This is a genomic window from Neorhizobium sp. SHOUNA12A, assembly GCF_023006505.1.
Taxonomy (GTDB): domain Bacteria; phylum Pseudomonadota; class Alphaproteobacteria; order Rhizobiales; family Rhizobiaceae; genus Neorhizobium.
This window is the reverse complement of the sequence record NZ_JALBGV010000021.1, coordinates 1-16,173: the sequence shown is the minus strand read 5'-3', so window position 1 is coordinate 16,173 and position 16,173 is coordinate 1. Positions and strand designations below refer to the sequence as shown.

17 protein-coding genes and 1 pseudogene are annotated in these 16,173 nt (G+C 62.5%); 9 read left to right on the top strand and 9 right to left on the bottom strand.

Going from position 1 to position 16,173, the window contains the following annotated elements:
* Positions 1-32: 32 nt before the first annotated feature.
* Positions 33-413 carry a YkvA family protein gene (locus MOV63_RS12090; RefSeq protein WP_038542208.1) on the bottom strand — a complete coding sequence of 127 codons (381 nt, stop codon included), beginning with the start codon at positions 411-413 and terminating at the stop codon, positions 33-35.
* Between the two features lie 135 nt (positions 414-548).
* On the opposite strand from MOV63_RS12090, the gene MOV63_RS12085 reads away from it, so the two are divergent.
* Positions 549-1,949, top strand: coding sequence for a DegQ family serine endoprotease (locus MOV63_RS12085; RefSeq protein WP_038542211.1), 1,401 nt, complete (start codon positions 549-551; stop codon positions 1,947-1,949).
* Positions 1,946-3,262, top strand: coding sequence for a replication-associated recombination protein A (locus tag MOV63_RS12080; protein WP_247033994.1), 1,317 nt, complete (start codon positions 1,946-1,948; stop codon positions 3,260-3,262). Before MOV63_RS12085 ends, MOV63_RS12080 begins: the two co-directional genes overlap by 4 nt.
* Before the next feature lie 18 nt (positions 3,263-3,280).
* On the opposite strand, the gene MOV63_RS12075 is transcribed toward MOV63_RS12080, so the two are convergent.
* Positions 3,281-3,595, bottom strand: a complete 315-nt coding sequence (locus MOV63_RS12075) for a DUF1883 domain-containing protein (protein WP_038549053.1) — start codon at positions 3,593-3,595, stop codon at positions 3,281-3,283.
* Between the two features lie 330 nt (positions 3,596-3,925).
* Between MOV63_RS12075 and MOV63_RS12070 the strand changes: the two genes are divergently transcribed.
* Positions 3,926-4,867 (top strand): alpha/beta fold hydrolase, encoded by a 942-nt coding sequence (locus tag MOV63_RS12070; RefSeq protein WP_247033992.1) that lies wholly within the window; start codon positions 3,926-3,928, stop codon positions 4,865-4,867.
* A gap of 94 nt (positions 4,868-4,961) precedes the next feature.
* On the opposite strand, the gene MOV63_RS12065 is transcribed toward MOV63_RS12070, so the two are convergent.
* Both MOV63_RS12065 and MOV63_RS12060 read right to left on the bottom strand, forming a co-directional pair.
* Positions 4,962-5,963 carry a ketopantoate reductase family protein gene (locus MOV63_RS12065; RefSeq protein ID WP_247033991.1) on the bottom strand — a complete coding sequence of 334 codons (1,002 nt, stop codon included), beginning with the start codon at positions 5,961-5,963 and terminating at the stop codon, positions 4,962-4,964.
* An 80-nt stretch (positions 5,964-6,043) separates the two neighbouring features.
* Positions 6,044-6,262 (bottom strand): hypothetical protein, encoded by a 219-nt coding sequence (locus MOV63_RS12060; RefSeq protein WP_038542223.1) that lies wholly within the window; start codon positions 6,260-6,262, stop codon positions 6,044-6,046.
* Between the two features lie 218 nt (positions 6,263-6,480).
* Here MOV63_RS12060 and ftsZ point away from each other — a divergent pair, with 218 nt between their 5' ends.
* From ftsZ to MOV63_RS12040, 4 genes are all read left to right on the top strand, one after another.
* Positions 6,481-7,506, top strand: a complete 1,026-nt coding sequence (gene ftsZ, locus MOV63_RS12055) for a cell division protein FtsZ (RefSeq protein ID WP_038542227.1) — start codon at positions 6,481-6,483, stop codon at positions 7,504-7,506.
* A 158-nt stretch (positions 7,507-7,664) separates the two neighbouring features.
* Complete coding sequence (locus tag MOV63_RS12050) at positions 7,665-8,450, top strand: class I SAM-dependent methyltransferase (protein ID WP_247033990.1); 786 nt, start codon at positions 7,665-7,667, stop codon at positions 8,448-8,450.
* 112 nt (positions 8,451-8,562) lie between these two features.
* Positions 8,563-9,264, top strand: coding sequence for a thioredoxin family protein (locus MOV63_RS12045; RefSeq protein ID WP_247033989.1), 702 nt, complete (start codon positions 8,563-8,565; stop codon positions 9,262-9,264).
* Between the two features lie 315 nt (positions 9,265-9,579).
* Positions 9,580-10,209 (top strand): outer membrane protein, encoded by a 630-nt coding sequence (locus tag MOV63_RS12040; protein ID WP_051899688.1) that lies wholly within the window; start codon positions 9,580-9,582, stop codon positions 10,207-10,209.
* A gap of 113 nt (positions 10,210-10,322) precedes the next feature.
* Here MOV63_RS12040 and MOV63_RS12035 read toward each other — a convergent pair whose 3' ends face one another.
* Positions 10,323-10,931, bottom strand: coding sequence for a hypothetical protein (locus MOV63_RS12035; protein WP_247033988.1), 609 nt, complete (start codon positions 10,929-10,931; stop codon positions 10,323-10,325).
* A gap of 250 nt (positions 10,932-11,181) precedes the next feature.
* A complete protein-coding gene (locus MOV63_RS12030; protein ID WP_247033987.1) occupies positions 11,182-12,315 on the bottom strand; it encodes an NAD(P)/FAD-dependent oxidoreductase in 1,134 nt (377 codons plus the stop codon).
* Between the two features lie 82 nt (positions 12,316-12,397).
* Here MOV63_RS12030 and MOV63_RS12025 point away from each other — a divergent pair, with 82 nt between their 5' ends.
* Positions 12,398-13,066: a TetR/AcrR family transcriptional regulator gene (locus tag MOV63_RS12025; protein ID WP_247033986.1), complete on the top strand. Its 669-nt coding sequence runs from the start codon at positions 12,398-12,400 to the stop codon at positions 13,064-13,066.
* Positions 13,067-13,099: 33 nt separating this feature from the next.
* Here MOV63_RS12025 and MOV63_RS12020 read toward each other — a convergent pair whose 3' ends face one another.
* Positions 13,100-13,486: a helix-turn-helix domain-containing protein gene (locus MOV63_RS12020; RefSeq protein ID WP_151041750.1), complete on the bottom strand. Its 387-nt coding sequence runs from the start codon at positions 13,484-13,486 to the stop codon at positions 13,100-13,102.
* Positions 13,487-13,611: 125 nt separating this feature from the next.
* Between MOV63_RS12020 and MOV63_RS12015 the strand changes: the two genes are divergently transcribed.
* A complete protein-coding gene (locus MOV63_RS12015) occupies positions 13,612-14,196 on the top strand; it encodes a glutathione binding-like protein (RefSeq protein WP_247033985.1) in 585 nt (194 codons plus the stop codon).
* Between the two features lie 249 nt (positions 14,197-14,445).
* Here the strand turns inward: MOV63_RS12015 and MOV63_RS12010 are convergent, their stop codons facing one another.
* Positions 14,446-15,291: a class I SAM-dependent methyltransferase gene (locus MOV63_RS12010; RefSeq protein ID WP_247033983.1), complete on the bottom strand. Its 846-nt coding sequence runs from the start codon at positions 15,289-15,291 to the stop codon at positions 14,446-14,448.
* A gap of 459 nt (positions 15,292-15,750) precedes the next feature.
* Positions 15,751-16,173: pseudogene (locus tag MOV63_RS12005) on the bottom strand (vitamin B12-dependent ribonucleotide reductase); the annotation flags it as partial.

The window sequence follows — 16,173 nt, the reverse complement described above, 5'->3', positions numbered from 1 at the left end:
CACTCCTGATCTCGATGCGCAACGCCTGGAGATCAGCTCAGTTCCCAGAGGCTCCAGAGAGCGAAGACGAGACAGCAGAACCAGATGGAAAGGATGAAGGCGAGGCCGGTGCGGCTCGTAGGTCTTTCGGCCCAACGTTCGGCCTGGCTGCGGAACTCGCTCATCAGCGGCGCGGGCACTAGCTTGATCGCAAGGAGAATGCCGAGCGGCACGATCAGCAGATCGTCCAGATAACCGAGAATGGGGATAAAGTCGGGAATGAGGTCGATCGGCGACAGCGCGTAGGCTGCGACCGCGCCGGCCACCAGCTTGGCGTGCCACGGCACGCGGCGGTCGCGCGAAGCGAGCCATAACGCCAGAATGTCGCGTTTCAGCCGTTTTGCCCACCCTTTCAAACCCGTCAGCCAGCTCATGTTTTTCTCCCGATTTTGACCCTATATAGGGAAAAAGGTTGACGGTTTTCGCCACAATCTCCGTTGTTCCGCCACCTTTCCTTTCTAGTTTTCCACGCTACAAATCGATCCGGATTTTCTCAAATGAGGACTTACATGCTGACCATGCCGAAATGCGTGACGACCGGCCTTCTCGCTCTCGCTCTCCTGATGCCAGTCGCGGCACTCGCCCAGGACAAGGTGGTGCCACAGAGCCGCCAGGAAATGCAGCTCTCCTTCTCGCCGCTGGTCAAGCAGACCGCCGGCGCCGTCGTCAACGTCTATGCCGAACGGGTCGTGCAGCGCCTCAATCCGTTTGCAGGGGACCCCTTCTTCGAGCAGTTCTTCGGCCAGCGCATGCCGAACCGTTCGGAAAAGCAGTCGTCGCTCGGCTCCGGCGTCATCCTTGCGGCTGACGGCCTCGTGGTCACCAACAACCACGTCATCGAAGGTGCCGACGACATCAAGATCGCGCTTGCGGATGGCCGCGAATTCCCCTGCGATGTCGTGCTGAAGGACGAGAGTGTCGATCTTGCGGTGCTCAGGATCAAGTCGAAGGAGCACTTCCCGGTGCTGCCGGTCGCCGATTCCGATCGCGTCGAGGTGGGCGACCTCGTGCTGGCGATCGGCAATCCGTTCGGCGTCGGCCAGACAGTGACGAGCGGGATCGTCTCCGCACTTGCCCGCAACCAGATCACCACGGGCGATTTCGGCTTCTTCATCCAGACCGACGCTTCGATCAATCCGGGCAATTCCGGCGGCGCCTTGATGAACATGAACGGCGAGCTGATCGGCATCAACACCGCGATCTTTTCGCGCGGCGGCGGTTCGAACGGCATCGGTTTTGCGATCCCCGCCAATCTCGTCAAAGTCTTTCTGGCGGCGGCTTCCGAGGGCAAGAAGAGCTTCGAACGCCCCTTCGTCGGCGCGAGCTTCGATGCGGTCAATTCGGATGTTGCCGAAGCGCTCGGCCTCAAGACCGCGCGCGGCGCTCTGGTGACCCGCGTTGTCGAGGGCGGACCGGCGGACAAGGCCGGCCTCAAGCCCGGCGAAGTGGTCATCGCCGTCAACGGCATTGCGGTCGAGCATCCCGATGCGCTCGGTTACCGGCTGACGACCGCCGGTCTCGGCAAGCAGGCGACGCTCACCGTCCAGACGGCGGACGGCCAGCGGCAGGTGAACCTTGCACTCAACACTGCGCCGGAAACCACGCCGCGCGACGAGCGGCTTGTCGAGGGCCGCAATCCCTTCGCCGGCCTGAGGATCGCCAACCTCTCGCCGAAGCTCGCGACCGAGCTGCACATTCCGGCCGAAAAGAGCGGCGTGATCGTGACCGACGTGACGCGCAACTCTCCCGCTGCGCGCCTGGGCTTCCAGCCGAAGGACATCCTGATCTCGCTCAACGGCACTGCCGTCACCAGCACCAAGGGCATGGAAGCCATGCTCAACGATGATCCGGGTTTCTGGCGGGTCGAGATCGAGCGCGACGGCCAGCGTATCAGGCAGTTCTTTCGATGAGCGGTGATCTCTTCGCGCCGAAGGTCCCGGAAGAGGTCGCCAACCGGCGGCCGCTCGCCGACCGCCTGCGGCCGAAGTCGCTTGCCGAAGTCACTGGTCAGCCGCACCTGACCGGCGAAGATGGCGCGCTACGCCGAATGATCGACTCGGGTTCGCTCGGCTCGATGATTTTCTGGGGACCGCCCGGCACCGGCAAGACCACAGTCGCACGGCTGCTATCGGGCGAGGCGGGGCTGGCGTTCGAGCAAATCTCGGCGATCTTCTCCGGCGTCGCGGACCTGAAGAAAGTGTTCGAGACCGCCCGCCTGCGCCGTATGGACGGTCGCCAGACGCTGCTGTTCGTCGACGAGATCCATCGCTTCAATCGCGCCCAGCAGGACAGTTTCCTACCGGTCATGGAGGATGGCACAGTCATCCTGGTCGGTGCGACTACCGAAAACCCGAGCTTCGAGCTCAACGCCGCTCTTCTGTCGCGTGCCCGGGTGCTGACCTTCCGCAGCCATGACGAGGAGAGCCTGAGCGAGCTTCTCACCCGCGCCGAACAGGCCGAAGGCAAGCCGCTGCCGCTCGACGACGACGCCCGGGCCAGCCTGATCCGCATGGCGGATGGCGACGGCCGCGCCGTGCTGACGCTTGCCGAAGAGGTCTGGCGCGCCGCGCGGGAAGGGGAGGTCTTCGATACGACCGGCCTCACCCAGATCGTCCAGCGCCGCGCGCCGGTCTACGACAAGGCGCAGGACGGCCACTACAATCTGATCTCGGCGCTCCACAAGTCGGTGCGCGGCTCGGACCCGGATGCGGCGCTTTATTATCTGGCGCGGATGTTCGATGCCGGCGAGGACCCGCTTTATCTCGGCCGCCGGCTTGTTCGCATGGCCATCGAGGATATTGGTCTTGCCGATCCGCAGGCATTGGTCGTCTGCAACGCCGCCAAGGATGCCTATGACTATCTCGGTTCGCCGGAAGGCGAGTTGGCATTTGCGCAGGCCTGCGTCTATCTGGCGACCGCGCCGAAATCCAATGCGGTCTATACCGCCTTCAAGGCGGCCACACGCGCCGCCAAGGAAAACGGCTCGCTCCTGCCGCCCAAACACATCCTCAATGCCCCGACCAAGCTGATGAAGGGCGAGGGGTATGGCGACGGTTACCGCTACGATCACGACGAGCCGGAGGCCTTTTCAGGTCAGGACTATTTTCCGGAAAAGATGGGCCGGCAGACGTTCTACGATCCGCCGGAACGCGGCTTCGAGCGCGACATCCGCAAACGGCTCGACTGGTGGGCCAAGCTTCGCAAGGAACGAAATCCGAAGTGAAACTCTTCTGACAGCCGATCAGGAGGCGTGTTTCTGAGCCACGACGTTGGCCGGCGCTCCGATCAGCCTAACGGAGGATTCCGCCAGACCGTGATGGCCTTCCATGTCGACGATGACGTGCCAATGGCCCGCCTCCGGGATGACCAGGCGGATAGGGGATCGTTTGGCGACGCCGCCGACATATTTGAAATCGAGCAGTTCCGTGAAGCGCTGGAAATTGGCGGCATTCATCAGGCGCACGTTGTTGACCGCATTCAACGTCACCTCGATCGTCGTCCCCGCGCGCTGCGGCTTCAAGTCGTAGTGGGTAAAGCGGAAATTCGGTACGGCCATTCCTGCCTCATTGATGCCAGCATAGAAGTTCATCAATCTTAACAATACGTCGTTAACGAATAGTGGAACATTGCGGTTTCCCGTGTGTTTACTTCCGTGAAGACCAGCTTCGGCCGGCATATCCCTAGGCCGCGCCGAAGACAATCAGGCGGCTTTCGTCCCCTGCAGCCGCCGCACAAGAATAATACTTTGACCTCCAATCTACCTGTCCCGCCGTCTCCTCGCGGCGGGACTTTCTTTTGCGCGAAGAAATTTCGGCGTGGATTGTCGGCCCGGGCTTATCCTCTTCGTCCTTGGGGCATCACCAACCAATCCATCGAGGAGGACATCATGTCGATCAGGATATTGGCCACCGCAATTGCAGCCGTCGTCGCATCGTTCGTTCCGGCTCCGGCCGAAGCGCAGGAACCGAAAGCGGCCACACCCCAGGCGATCGCCGCCGAGCCGTCGAGGAAGGGCTATGTCGAGGTCGGCGGCATCAACTATTATTACGAGATCCGCGGGGAGGGCGAACCGCTGCTGCTGCTTCATGGCGGTCTGGGCTCCATCGATATGTTCGCGCCGATCATGCCGGCGCTGACGCAGCACCGCCAGGTCATCGGCGTCGACCTCCAGGGTCATGGCCGCACGTCGCTCGGCAAGCGGCCGTTCAGCCTGGAAGCCATGGGCGCCGACATGGGCAAGATCGTCTCCGAACTCGGCTACGGGCAGGTCGATGTGCTGGGTTATTCGATGGGCGGCGGCGTCGGCCTGCAGATGGCCGCACAGTCACCCGAAAAGGTACGGCGGCTCATCATCGCCTCGGCACCCTTTGCCAAGAACGGCTTCTTCCCGGAAATGATCCCCCAGCAGGAAGCCGTCAGCGGTGCCATGGCCGAGATGATGAAGGAGACGCCGATGTTCATCTCCTACAAGGCGGTAGCGCCGGATGTCTCCGAATTCCCGCGGCTCCTCGACGCGATGGGCGACCTGATGCGCCGGGACTACGATTTCTCCGATGCGGTCGCCAGGTTGACCATGCCAGTCATGCTGGTCTTCGGCGACAGCGACATGATCCGCCCGGAGCACATCGTCGAATTCTATCACAAGCTCGGCGGCGGCCTGAAGGATGCCGGCTGGATGCGCGAGAACATGCCGAAGAACCGGCTGGCGATCCTGCCCGATCTTACCCATTACGAGGCCTTCGCGTCGCCGGCCCTGGTGCCGACCGTGCTGCCCTTCCTGGATGGCAAGAGCAATGCGCCGAACTGGGCGGAACAGGTCAAGAAGTGAAATCGCTAAACGCGATGCCGGTCGAAAGTCGGCATCGCCTCATCTTTTCAGGCGCTTGTGTGGGTTTGCGGATTCTGGTTCATAAAACCTTGAATCAGTTTCTGAGGTTTTCGCGGTCGAGCTGGAGGGTCAGCGCCAACACCGTTTCGCAGGTCGGCGTCGGCACGCCGGCGAGCTTTCCGAGCGCCACCACCATACCGGTCAGGGGCATGATCTCCAGCGCCTTGCCGGCAAGCAGGTCCTGCAGCATCGAGGTCCTGACGGGGCCGAAACCGCCCGACCGGCTGAGCTGCTCTTCGACGCTGCCGCTGAAGACCGCGCCAAGCGCCTCGCCGACAGCCCTGGTCTCCGTCATCACCTTGCCGACCTGTTCGACCAGCGCCGCGTTTTCCATGATGCTGTTCATTCGGCCGCGGGTGAGCGCGCTGATCGGGTTGTAGGCGGCATTACCCATCAGCTTGGTCCAGATCGCGTCCCGGATCCGCTCTGTCGGCAGGATGTTGAGGCCGGCGCGGCCGAGAAGCGCCGAGATCGACTGGAGGTCCTGCGAGAGTTCGCCGGAGGGTTCGCCGAGGAAGAAGCGGCCATCGCCGTTGAGACGGATAGTGCCGGGCTCGACTACCTCAGCACCCTGATAGGCGACGCACCCGATCACCCGTTCCGGCCCGACGAGCCGCCATAGCTTTCCATCGGGATCTAGCTCCGAAAGCTGGCGTTCCGCATGCCCGCTTTCCGCGTCCCGATGGAAATACCACCACGGGATGCCGTTCAGGATCATGATGATCCGAGTGCCTTCCTTGAGAAGGCCGGCGAGGCCCTCGGCGGCATCGGCAAGCTGGTGTCCCTTGAGACCGGTGATGATCAGGTCTTGGCTCGGCAGATCCGACGGATCGCTGGTGGCGGTGACACGCGCACGGAGCGGCGCGGCATCGCCCCCCGGCTCGACGGTCAGGCCCTTGTCGCGGATGGCGGCGAGATGTGCGCCGCGCGCCACGACGGAGACGTCCGCCTCAGGGCCAAGCCCGTTGGCAATCTTCGTCGCAAACGTGCCCCCGAGAGCGCCCGCACCATAGATGCAGATATTCCTGATGGTCATGATATCCTCGCAACGCTTATATGCAGTGCGGTAGGTTTAGGACATCTTCGGAATTCAGGCGAACGAGTTTTTGTGATGGGTCAATGGGCCCAGCTGGCGGATACGAGCTCTGTCCGGCGAAGCTCGTCGATCGCGGTGACGGCGTCTTCGACAGACCAGCCGGCCTTGACGGCGGCGGCGATCATCTTGATCTCCGCTTCCTCTTCGAGCGCAAGAAAGAGCGGTTCAAGGGCCTCCTGAACGGTGAGGATATGTTCATCCGGCGGGGCAATAGACGTACGTGCAGCGGACGTAGGCATGATACGCTCGGCTCCTCTCTCTTTTGTGATCGAATCCTCACAATTGCTGTGAGCGGGAAAAGTTCCACGCAACTTGTGGAAAATTTCATTCGGACGGTTTCTGCGGCTCAAAGCTTGTTCTTTCGCCAAGCCTCTGCCTTGTTGCCCAGCTAAAATACATGTGATTCGGGTGCCACGAGGCCGCCCGGCCGGCGGGTGCCGATGCCAAGGAGATTGCGATGACGGACGCCAAAAAACACCAGATTACCGAAATGCGGCCGAAGATCACCGTGATCGGCGTCGGCGGCGGCGGTGGCAACGCCATCAACAACATGATTGCCGAGGAGCTGGAAGGCGTCGATTTCATCGCCGCCAATACCGACGCACAGGTCCTGGCGACTTCCAAGGCATCCCGCCGCATCCAGCTCGGCGCCCACGTGACCGAAGGTCTCGGCGCCGGCTCGCTGCCGGAGATCGGCCGCGCTGCAGCAGAAGAATCGATCGACGAGATCATGGATCATCTGTCCGGCTCGCATATGTGCTTCGTGACGGCCGGCATGGGCGGCGGCACCGGTACCGGTGCGGCGCCGATCATCGCCCAGGCTGCCCGCAATGCCGGCATCCTGACCGTCGGTGTCGTTACCAAGCCCTTCACCTTCGAAGGCAATCGCCGCATGAAGACGGCCGATGCCGGCATCGAGGAACTGCGTCGCGCCGCCGATACGGTCATCGTCATTCCGAACCAGAATCTCTTCCGCATCGCCGACGCCAAGACCACGTTTGCCGACGCGTTCATGACCGCCGACAAGGTGCTGTTTGCTGGCGTCGGCTGCATCACCGACCTGATCGTCAAGGAAGGCCTCATCAACCTCGATTTCGCCGACGTGAAATCGGTGATGAAGGGCATGGGCAGGGCGATGATGGGCACGGGCGAAGCCTCCGGCGACGGTCGTGCGCTACTCGCCGCGGAAGCTGCGATCGCCAATCCGCTGCTCGACGACATCTCGATGAAGGGCGCCAAGGGCGTGCTGATCTCGATCTCCGGCGGTTCCGACATGACCCTGTTCGAAGTGGACGAGGCCGCAAGCCGCATCCGCGACGAGGTCATGGACGATGCCGATATCGTCGTCGGCGCAATCTTCGACCGCAGCCTCGACGGCAAGTTCCGTGTCTCCGTCGTCGCGACCGGCCTCGACGGCGGCGATGCGGGCATTGCTCCGGGGTCCCCGGCGGACATGCAGACGTTCCAGCGCACGCTGCAGTAACCGCCCCGGCCTCCGGGCCAGGAGATTCGTTCCAACAGGAGCCTTCCGGCGGTTTTTGCTGCCGGAAGGCTTCTGCTTTCCGGGTTCCGACGTCTTTTCATTGTCATCCGTCGCGGATATAGCTCGCCGCCCATTCGACGATTGAGAGGAGGAAGAGCATGGATGCGACTGATGTCGGCTCCCATTGGGAGAGCAATGCCGAGACCTGGACGATCTATTCGCGGGCGGGTTACGACAAATACCGGGACGCGCTGAACACCCCGGCCTTTCTCGACATGCTGCCGCCGGTTGCCGGGTTGAAAGGCCTCGATCTCGGCTGCGGCGAGGGCACCAATACCCGCTCAGTCGCCCGGCTCGGCGCCGAGATGACCGGCCTCGACATCGCCCCGACCTTCATCCGCTACGCTCGCGAGACCGAGGCTGCCGATCCGCTCGGCATCGCCTATGCGCTCGGCGACGGGCAGGGGATCGGCTTTCCGGACGAGAGTTTTGATTTCGTCACGGCCTTCATGTCGATGATGGACATGGCCGATCAGCGCCAAGTGCTGAAGGGCATTTACCGCATCCTGAAGCCGGGCGGTTTCCTGCAGTTCTCGATCCTGCATCCCTGTTTCGTGCCGCCGACGCGCAAGAATATCCGCGATGAGAGCGGAGAGGCGGTGGCTGTGCAGATCGCTGATTATTTCGACGAGACGGACGGGCGGATCGAACGCTGGCTGTTTTCTGAAATTCCGGACGAGGAGCGGGCGAAGCTGACGCCGTTTTCGGTGCCGCGTTTCCACCGCACGCTGACCACCTGGGTGTCGATGATCGTCGACGCCGAACTGGTGATCGAGGCTTTCGGCGAGCCGATGGCATCCGAAGAGGTGGCGAAGGCCGAACCGGTCGTCGCCGATACCCGCGTGGCGCCGATCTTCCTGCATATCCGCGCCGGTAAACCCTAGACGCGAAAAGAGCGGCCACGCAGTCCGAATGGTCACTAAAGCGTGAGCCTGTAACCGGGGTGCTGCCTGCCGCGAATGAGGCTGCAATGGCCATGCTGCAAGGAGCACCCCCGTGAACAACCAGAATTCCTTTCGTCTCGCATTCGCCGCAGTGTCCCTGAGCCTCCTAGGTGCAGCACCCGCCCTGGCCGGCGCGCGAAATCCGGTCGTGGTCGAGCTGTTCACCAGCCAGGGCTGCTCATCCTGCCCGCCCGCCAATGCCAATCTGGTCAAGCTGAGCCGCGAGCCCGACATCCTGGCGCTCAGCTTCGCCGTGACCTATTGGGACTACCTCGGCTGGAAGGACATTTTCGGCAGGGAGGAGTTCACGCGGCGCCAGGCGACCTACGAACCGGCGCTGGGTCAGTCGAGCCCGTTCACGCCTCAGATGGTCATCAATGGCCGAACTTCGACGGTCGGCCAGGATCTCGGTGAGGTCCGCAGCCTGATTTCAGCGGAAAAGCCGCTTGCCGGACCTGCGGTCAGCCTGAAAGGCGATACGGCCGCGATCGAGGGCGGCGGCAAACCGGCTTCGCCTGCCGATATCTGGCTGGTCCGTTATGATGCGGGCCTTGTCGAAGTTCCCGTCGCGCGCGGCGAAAATGCCGGCGAGACATTGCCCCATGCGCATGTGGTGCGCGAACTGACGCATCTCGGGCTGTGGAACGGCAAGGCGCAAAGTCTGACGATGCCGGCGGCAAAGTCCAACCAGAAACGTGCTCTGCTCGTTCAGGAACGCAATGGTGGGCAAATTCTCGCGGCTGCGACGGATTGATGAGGCGCGGAGGGTGAAGTCTATTGATGTCTGCCCCCATCCGGATCGAGCGGTTCCGTGCGATGCCGCTTCATATCTCGCCGGCACCGAGGCCTGTTCTCGAGACTGTTACACTTGTTGATCGGCTGTCGAGCCCTCGTGGCCTGCGGATTAAGGAAGTGTTTATGAATTCATGAAAAATGAATGGAAACTTGCCGGCGGTCCGGGCCTCAAGGGCTTGGGTGGGATGAACGTGACCGTCGCGCAGTGTGTAACCTTTGAGTAACCGCCTGCTGATGTTTGAGATGCAGGCGCTGTACGGAGTAGACCAAGACCATGAACAACAGGCCATTCGCCCTGGCGATCCTCGCCGCATTCGCTGCCACGCCTCTCTGGGCTGCCGACCTGGCGCCTTATTCCGAGCCGCCGACCTATAACGAACCTGCCGGCGCGCCGAAGGCGGGCTGGGGTGGTGCCTATGTTGGTGCCGATCTCGGCATGGCATCCCGCAAGCTGAACCCATTCGATGGCGACAAGGGCCTCGTTCTCGGCGGTCACGGCGGCTACAATATCGACCTCGATTCCGGCGTCGTTGGCGCGGAAATCGAAGCTTCGCATCTCGGCAACGTCGAAAGCCGCGTGCCCGGCGGCAAGATCACCGAAAAGGGCCGGGTCGCGGCCAAGGCCAAGGCCGGCGTCGGCTTCAATCAGACGCTTGTCTACGGCACCGCAGGCGCCGCGCTCACCAGCTTCGGTGGCAAGAACGGTACGTCCGGTCCGGACGGCTGGAAGCCGGGTTGGGTCCTGGGCGCCGGCGTCGAGCAGAAGCTCACCGACAACCTGTCGGCCCGGGTCGAATACAACTACACCATGACCAACGACGTCCGCAGCACCTCCGGCGGCGTCTCCTCCAGGACCGACGTGCGCGACCAGACGCTCAAGGCTGGCGTAAACTACAAGTTCTAGGACGCAAGCCCGCCGGATCGGTCGGATACGGTGGCGGGATTTTATCGCTAGAGAAACTCAAAGCGCCGTGCGCCGAAAAGGCGCGCGGCGCTGCCGGTTTATAGCGGCAGTTCTCAGCGAGCCGCCTGGGTGTCGAGATGGTCACGGAGCTGATCGATCTTACCGACCGCCGGACCGACGCCAAGCTCGTCCTGCGCCCATCCGAAAGCTTCGTCGCTCACGGGGGCACCTGCGAAATCCTTCAGTGCATCGCGCAGCGCAGCTTCGCCGAGTTCGGGATCCGTGGCTGCCGGGGCCATGCCGTTCGTCTTCTCGTATTGCGCATAGGCCGTCATATAGGCCGAAAGCGAGGTCATCCGCGGATCGCTGGTGTTGAGATAGGCGTGGAAGTTGCGCCGCAGCGAGTTGAGACCAGTCAGTTTAGAGGCTTGCGGCTTGGCTTTCTCGGCGGGCGTCACCTTCGAGACCTGTCGGCCGGCATCCTTCTTCGCCCGCTCCTTGCCGGAGCCGAGATTGGCCGAGGTCGACCGGCTCTTGCCGGAATGGCCATGGTTCGAGAGATTGTCGCGATCGGTGCCACCGCCGCCGCCGTTTCCACCGCCATGGCCGCCACCATTTCCGTCTTTGGCGAAAGCGAGGTCTGAAAATCCGGCTACGCCGCCGCCGACGGAGACTGCAGCAAGCGCCAGGACAACGATGCCGTTTTTGAGGACCTTGTTCATAATCACCGATCTCCTCGATATGCCCTGCCCAAGCCGGGAGACGTTCCGCGCTTCAGGGCCTTCAGATGCCGGGCATTCTGGAGCAGCGGCGAATATAAATCCATGGGATTAGGACCAATGATCCCGCCTTCGGGACCAAGGTCGGGTGGGGGCGGGACCTTGGTCTCAAGGGGCCGTTCCCGAGCGGCGGCGGACGCGGTGTTCTGTCCTGTGTCTGCGGCAAATGGCGAGGTCCGTCCAGCTGACTTATCTAAGAACCTAGTCCATTATCGAGAAACGCCTCGACCAGCCCGTGAGGCGAGTTGCCGCCGAACAGTGTCCCGACGAGTTGGGTGGCTTCGGCAGCGGCCACGGCACTACGAGGAAAGAGATCCGTCTCGTAGGCCAGCAGTGCAGCCTCGACATCTGCGCCGTTGGCGGCAAGCACCTTGGCGAGCTGCGCCCCATCATACATCGCGAGGTTCGCCCCTTCGCCGGACGGTATCATCAGGTGCGCGGCGTCGCCGAGCAGCGTCACTCCCGGGACCCGATCCCATCGATGGTCTTGTGGAAGCTGATGGAGGACACGAGCCACGGGGGCTGTCTCGCTATCGGTGATGAGAGCCGTCAGTGCCGGATCCCAGTCGTGGAACTCGGCCGCGATCCGGGCCGTGGCAGACGCTGAGTCGGAGAAGTCGAGGCCGTCGATCCACGCCTTCGGTTTGTTCAGCGCCACATATGCATGAAGCGTCGCATTGGGCTCGCGATGCGCCATGATGCCCTGGCCCGGCGACAGCGCGAACAGCGAGCCGCCGCCGACCGCCTCGGCGCTCGCCTTGTGGCGCAGGTCGGCGTCGAACAGCCAGGTTTCCACAAACGTCGTTCCGACATAGGTCGGCTTCGCATCGGAGACGAGGGCGCGCACCTTCGACCAGGCGCCGTCTGCCCCGACGAGGATGTCGGTGGTGACCTTGAAGCCATCCGCGAACTCCAATTCGTGACGTCCGCCGCCAAGTGGGTACGCAGCCACAAGCCTGCTTGCCCAGCGGACCGTGCCGCCGGGAAGCGACTCCAGCAGGAGCCCGCGCATCTCCCCGCGCGGCACCTCCGGGCGCCCGCCCGTGCCGTCGTCGGAATTGTCCATGAGGACGTTGCCGTGCTTGTCGAGGACGCGTGACTGCTGACCTCCGGGATGGATGAGCTTTACGAACTCCTCATGGAGCCCAGCGTCCTTCGGCGCGAGCTGGCCGGTGAACTCGTGGATGTCGAGCATGCCGCCTTGAGGACGCGCGTTCGCTGAAGGATCCGCCTCGTAGACAGTGGCGGAGATGCCGTGAACGTGGAGGACGCGGGCAAGCGTCAGGCCGCCGAGGCCGGCGCCGATGATGGCGACATGTGTACTCATGACGAGCCTTTCGCAGTTCAGAACGACAATGGAATGACATTCCACATTTGGAATGACGTTCCATATATGTCAAGGTGACGGCATGAAGAAAGCAGTTGGAACAAGACGGCAGGATTCTCTCTCGAGGGATCGCATCATCGACGCGGCGATCAGGATCCTGGATAGCGACGGCGAGACGGGGCTGACATTCCAGGCGCTCGCGAAGACGCTCGCGACCGGCGCCGGGGCAATCTACTGGCACGTCGAGAACAAGAACGATCTGCTGACGGCGGCTTGCGACGCCGTCGTCGCTCGAACCTTGGACGCGGCTGAGGGCGGTGCCATGCCCGGGGCGACAATCCGCGCCCTGGCCGTCGGATTGTTCGATGCGATGGACGAACATCCCTGGATAGGCTCGGCGCTGGCACGGGCCGGCGGGAAGATGCCGATATTGCGCATCCTGGAGCGTCTGGGCCAGCAGGTGCGCGCCCTCGGGGTGCCACAGGACGCCGAATGGACGACCGTCTCGGCTATTCTCAGCTACATCCTCGGCGTCGGCGGACAGAACGCGGCCAATGCTCAGTTTGCGGGGCAGCACGGTCTCGACAGATCGAAATTCCTGGAGGAGGTCGCCGACGAGTGGTCCAGGCTGGATCCGGACGAGTTCCCATTCGCGCGAAGCATCGCCCTCTATCTGCCGCAGCATGACGACCGTGCCGACTTCGTCGCCGGGATCGACCTCATCCTCCGCGGCATTGGGGTGCCGAGCTAGTCCTGCGCGGTGTCCGGGGGTGCGGAGAAATCGTTAAGTCGGAAAAGCTTGCAGCTTTCCGCTGGCGTCATACTGAAGGCGGTTATCTTCGATCGTTCCCCGGTGCATGACGGCCCACTCGGCGAGCTGCCGCACGGTTTCCGATAGGGAATGCCCAAGCGGGGTCAAGGTATATTGGACCTGAGGCGGTGTGCTGTGATGGACGGTTCGATCGACCAGGCCGTCGCGTTCCAGCGTCTTGAGCGTCCGTGTCAGCATCTGCTGCGAAATACCGCCCACCTGCCGCTTCAGCTCGTTGAACCGTCGGGCACCCAGCCGAAGCGACACGACGACCTGGATCGTCCATTTGTCGCCGACGCGGCTCAGGATTTCACTCACCCCTCTGCAATCGGCTTCCGCGTGCGAAACAGTCACATCCATCTGACCAACTCCCAAAGATATGCTTTTGACGGGCATTTTTAGGTCACATAAGTGGTCGTGGTCAACATTGTAGACTTTGTCTCCGGAAAGAAAAGCCGAGACGGGTCCACCACAAGGAGACCACCATGAACCTCTTCTATTATCCCGCCGCCTGCAGTCTGGCCGATCACATAGCGCTCATCGAGACAGGGCTTGCCTATAAGCTCCTGAGCATCAACCATGAGAGAAAGACAGAGGACGGCCGGGATTTCCTGTCCATCAACCCAAAGGGCTATATCCCAACCCTTGAGCTGGAGGACGGAGTGTTTCTCACGGAGAACCCGGTCATTCTGAACTACATCGCCGAAAAGAGTGGCAAGCTTCTTCCGAAGGAGGGCATGATTCGGTGGCGGGCGCTCGAGTCTCTCGCTTTCATGGCGTCCGAAATCCATGCAAGTTACCAGCCCTTCTTCAGGGATTTCCCCGAGCCGGAGAAAGTGCGCGCCCGCGAAAAGCTTGCGAAAGCCTTCGCTATTCTCGCCGACCAGATGGGCGACAAGAAATTCCTCGTCAGCGACGAGATGACGATTGCAGATTGCTACCTGTTCTGGATCCTGATGGTCGCGCCCAAGAGCGGCGTCGACCTGCCGGAAAACCTCCGCAGGGCCTTCGACCGCATGCGGGCGCTGCCCTCCGTGATCCAGGCTCTCGCCGAGGAAGGACTGGGCTGATCGGAGCGGCCGTCCCGAACTGAGCGCACAACGTTCCGAGCCAAGCGTACCGCGAGAGGCGGTCCGCTTGGCTCGGAAATCGCGCGAAAGGGCGATGGCTGCTTTTGGTGCGTTGAGATCTCGTCATGGGGCGGCGCATAGCGAACCGATTAGCAGGTCCGCGTGCCCCCCTGTATGGGCGCATTTCAACCGAGCCAATCGTCGGCCAAGCCTCCCCGATCTCCACCTCCGCTTCCGCGGGACGGCAATCTACCGTGTACCGACAATTACAGACGCGGTCGAACGAAGCTGCACCTGTCCGTCCCGAACGGATTGTCGTGCCAGAGCCAGGACCTCGTCGCGGATCCGCGTTTTCGTCTCCGGGTCGGCTTTCGCAAGTCCCGCCACTACGGGGGCGGCGATGTCTGTCATGAAGTCCCAGTACCTCTCCGGCGACTCGTGGGTCATGATGGACGACACTTCCTCCTCGTTTATGTCCTTCAGGCCGGCCCCCTCGAAGGCGCTGCGCATCAAACCAGACGGGGCGCAACGAAAGAGCCCCGGCGATCCGGGCGGTGGCGCAGGCATCTCCACATGACGAGCGATCGTTGACATGATCGTCGTTGCCCAGGGGTTGCTGTCCGGCCCACTCCAGACGGCCGCGCAGATACGCGCCCCTGGCTTCGCCACCCGGGCAAATTCTCGAGCCGCAAGCGAGATATCGGGAAAGAACATGAACCCGAAGCGGCACAGAACGCTGTCGAAATGTGCATCGGGAAATGGCAGCGCTCCCGCATCGCAGGCTTTGGTTTCGAAATTCGACAGGCCCCGGCGCGCCGCATTCTCGGCGGCTACCGCCAGCATGCGCTCGGAGAGATCGGTTACCGTCACTCTTCCACGCGGCACCATCGCGGCCGCGGTAAGGCCAGGTTCGCCGGTGCCGGCGGCAACGTCAAGGACGTGCGAGTGCTCGTGCAAGTTCGCGAGCCGCAGCATCGCATCACCAAACGGGGCCAGCCAGCGGAGAACCGGCTCGTCCCATTTTTTCCAGCCCGCGGAAAAACGATCCCATGTGTCGCGCTGCTGGTCGCGGATATCATCGAGGTTTCCAGGCATGCCCCGCTCCTTCCATGATAGACCTCCCGGTCGGCCGGGTGACTCACTATGAGCGCTCTGAACCAGCTTGCAATCAAATACATGCCGTAACGGGATGCGCGCTTTTGCCGGCACGCGGAACTGCGCGGGCGATGGTCGCTTACGGCGCAAAATTGCCATAGCGCTACACGGCTTAATGGGTTTTGATCTCAAGTGTCGGAATTATCTGGCTCGGGTGTGCGGGCACGCCGGGCAAAGCTGGCTTCGTCCACGTCGGACGGCCGGGGATCGTTTCAATCCCATCTTCGACGTAGATGCCGAAGTTGATCGGCCTCACGTCCGCCTGCTGCGCAATCTCCCGCACCGGGTCTTGCAAAAGGCATATAGTTTTTCAGGCACCGGAGTGCCTGAAAAATTCTCGATGAGGCTGATTCTGGACAAACCGATCGTTTCTACGATTCGATCAGCCATTTACATTCATCAGCTGCAGCCGCTCGTCGCACCGCAAGTGTCGCACTTCTCGCACGTGCCGTTGCGCACCATCGTGAAGTTCTGGCACTCGCCGCACATGTTGCCGGTGTAGCCTTGGGCGATCGAGCGCATGCGACGTTCGTTTTCGACCTTCTTGGCTTCCGTCTTCGCGGTCGCTGCCTCGTCGGCGGCCTTGTCGGAGAAGAGGGCCGTGGTGGCGGCCTGTTCTTCGGTCAGTTCCTCGACGATCTCTTCGGCGAGTTCCTTGGCGCGCTCTTCGTAGTCCCGCTTGAAGGAGACGATTTCGGAGGTGGAGATGGCAACCGTCGGTTCCAGCTTGCGGGCGGCTGCACCGGCAAAGGCGGTGACGTTGGTGCCGGCCGAGGCGCGGGCAGGGGCGGCGGTCGCCGCACCCTTGATGTCGGCCGGGCG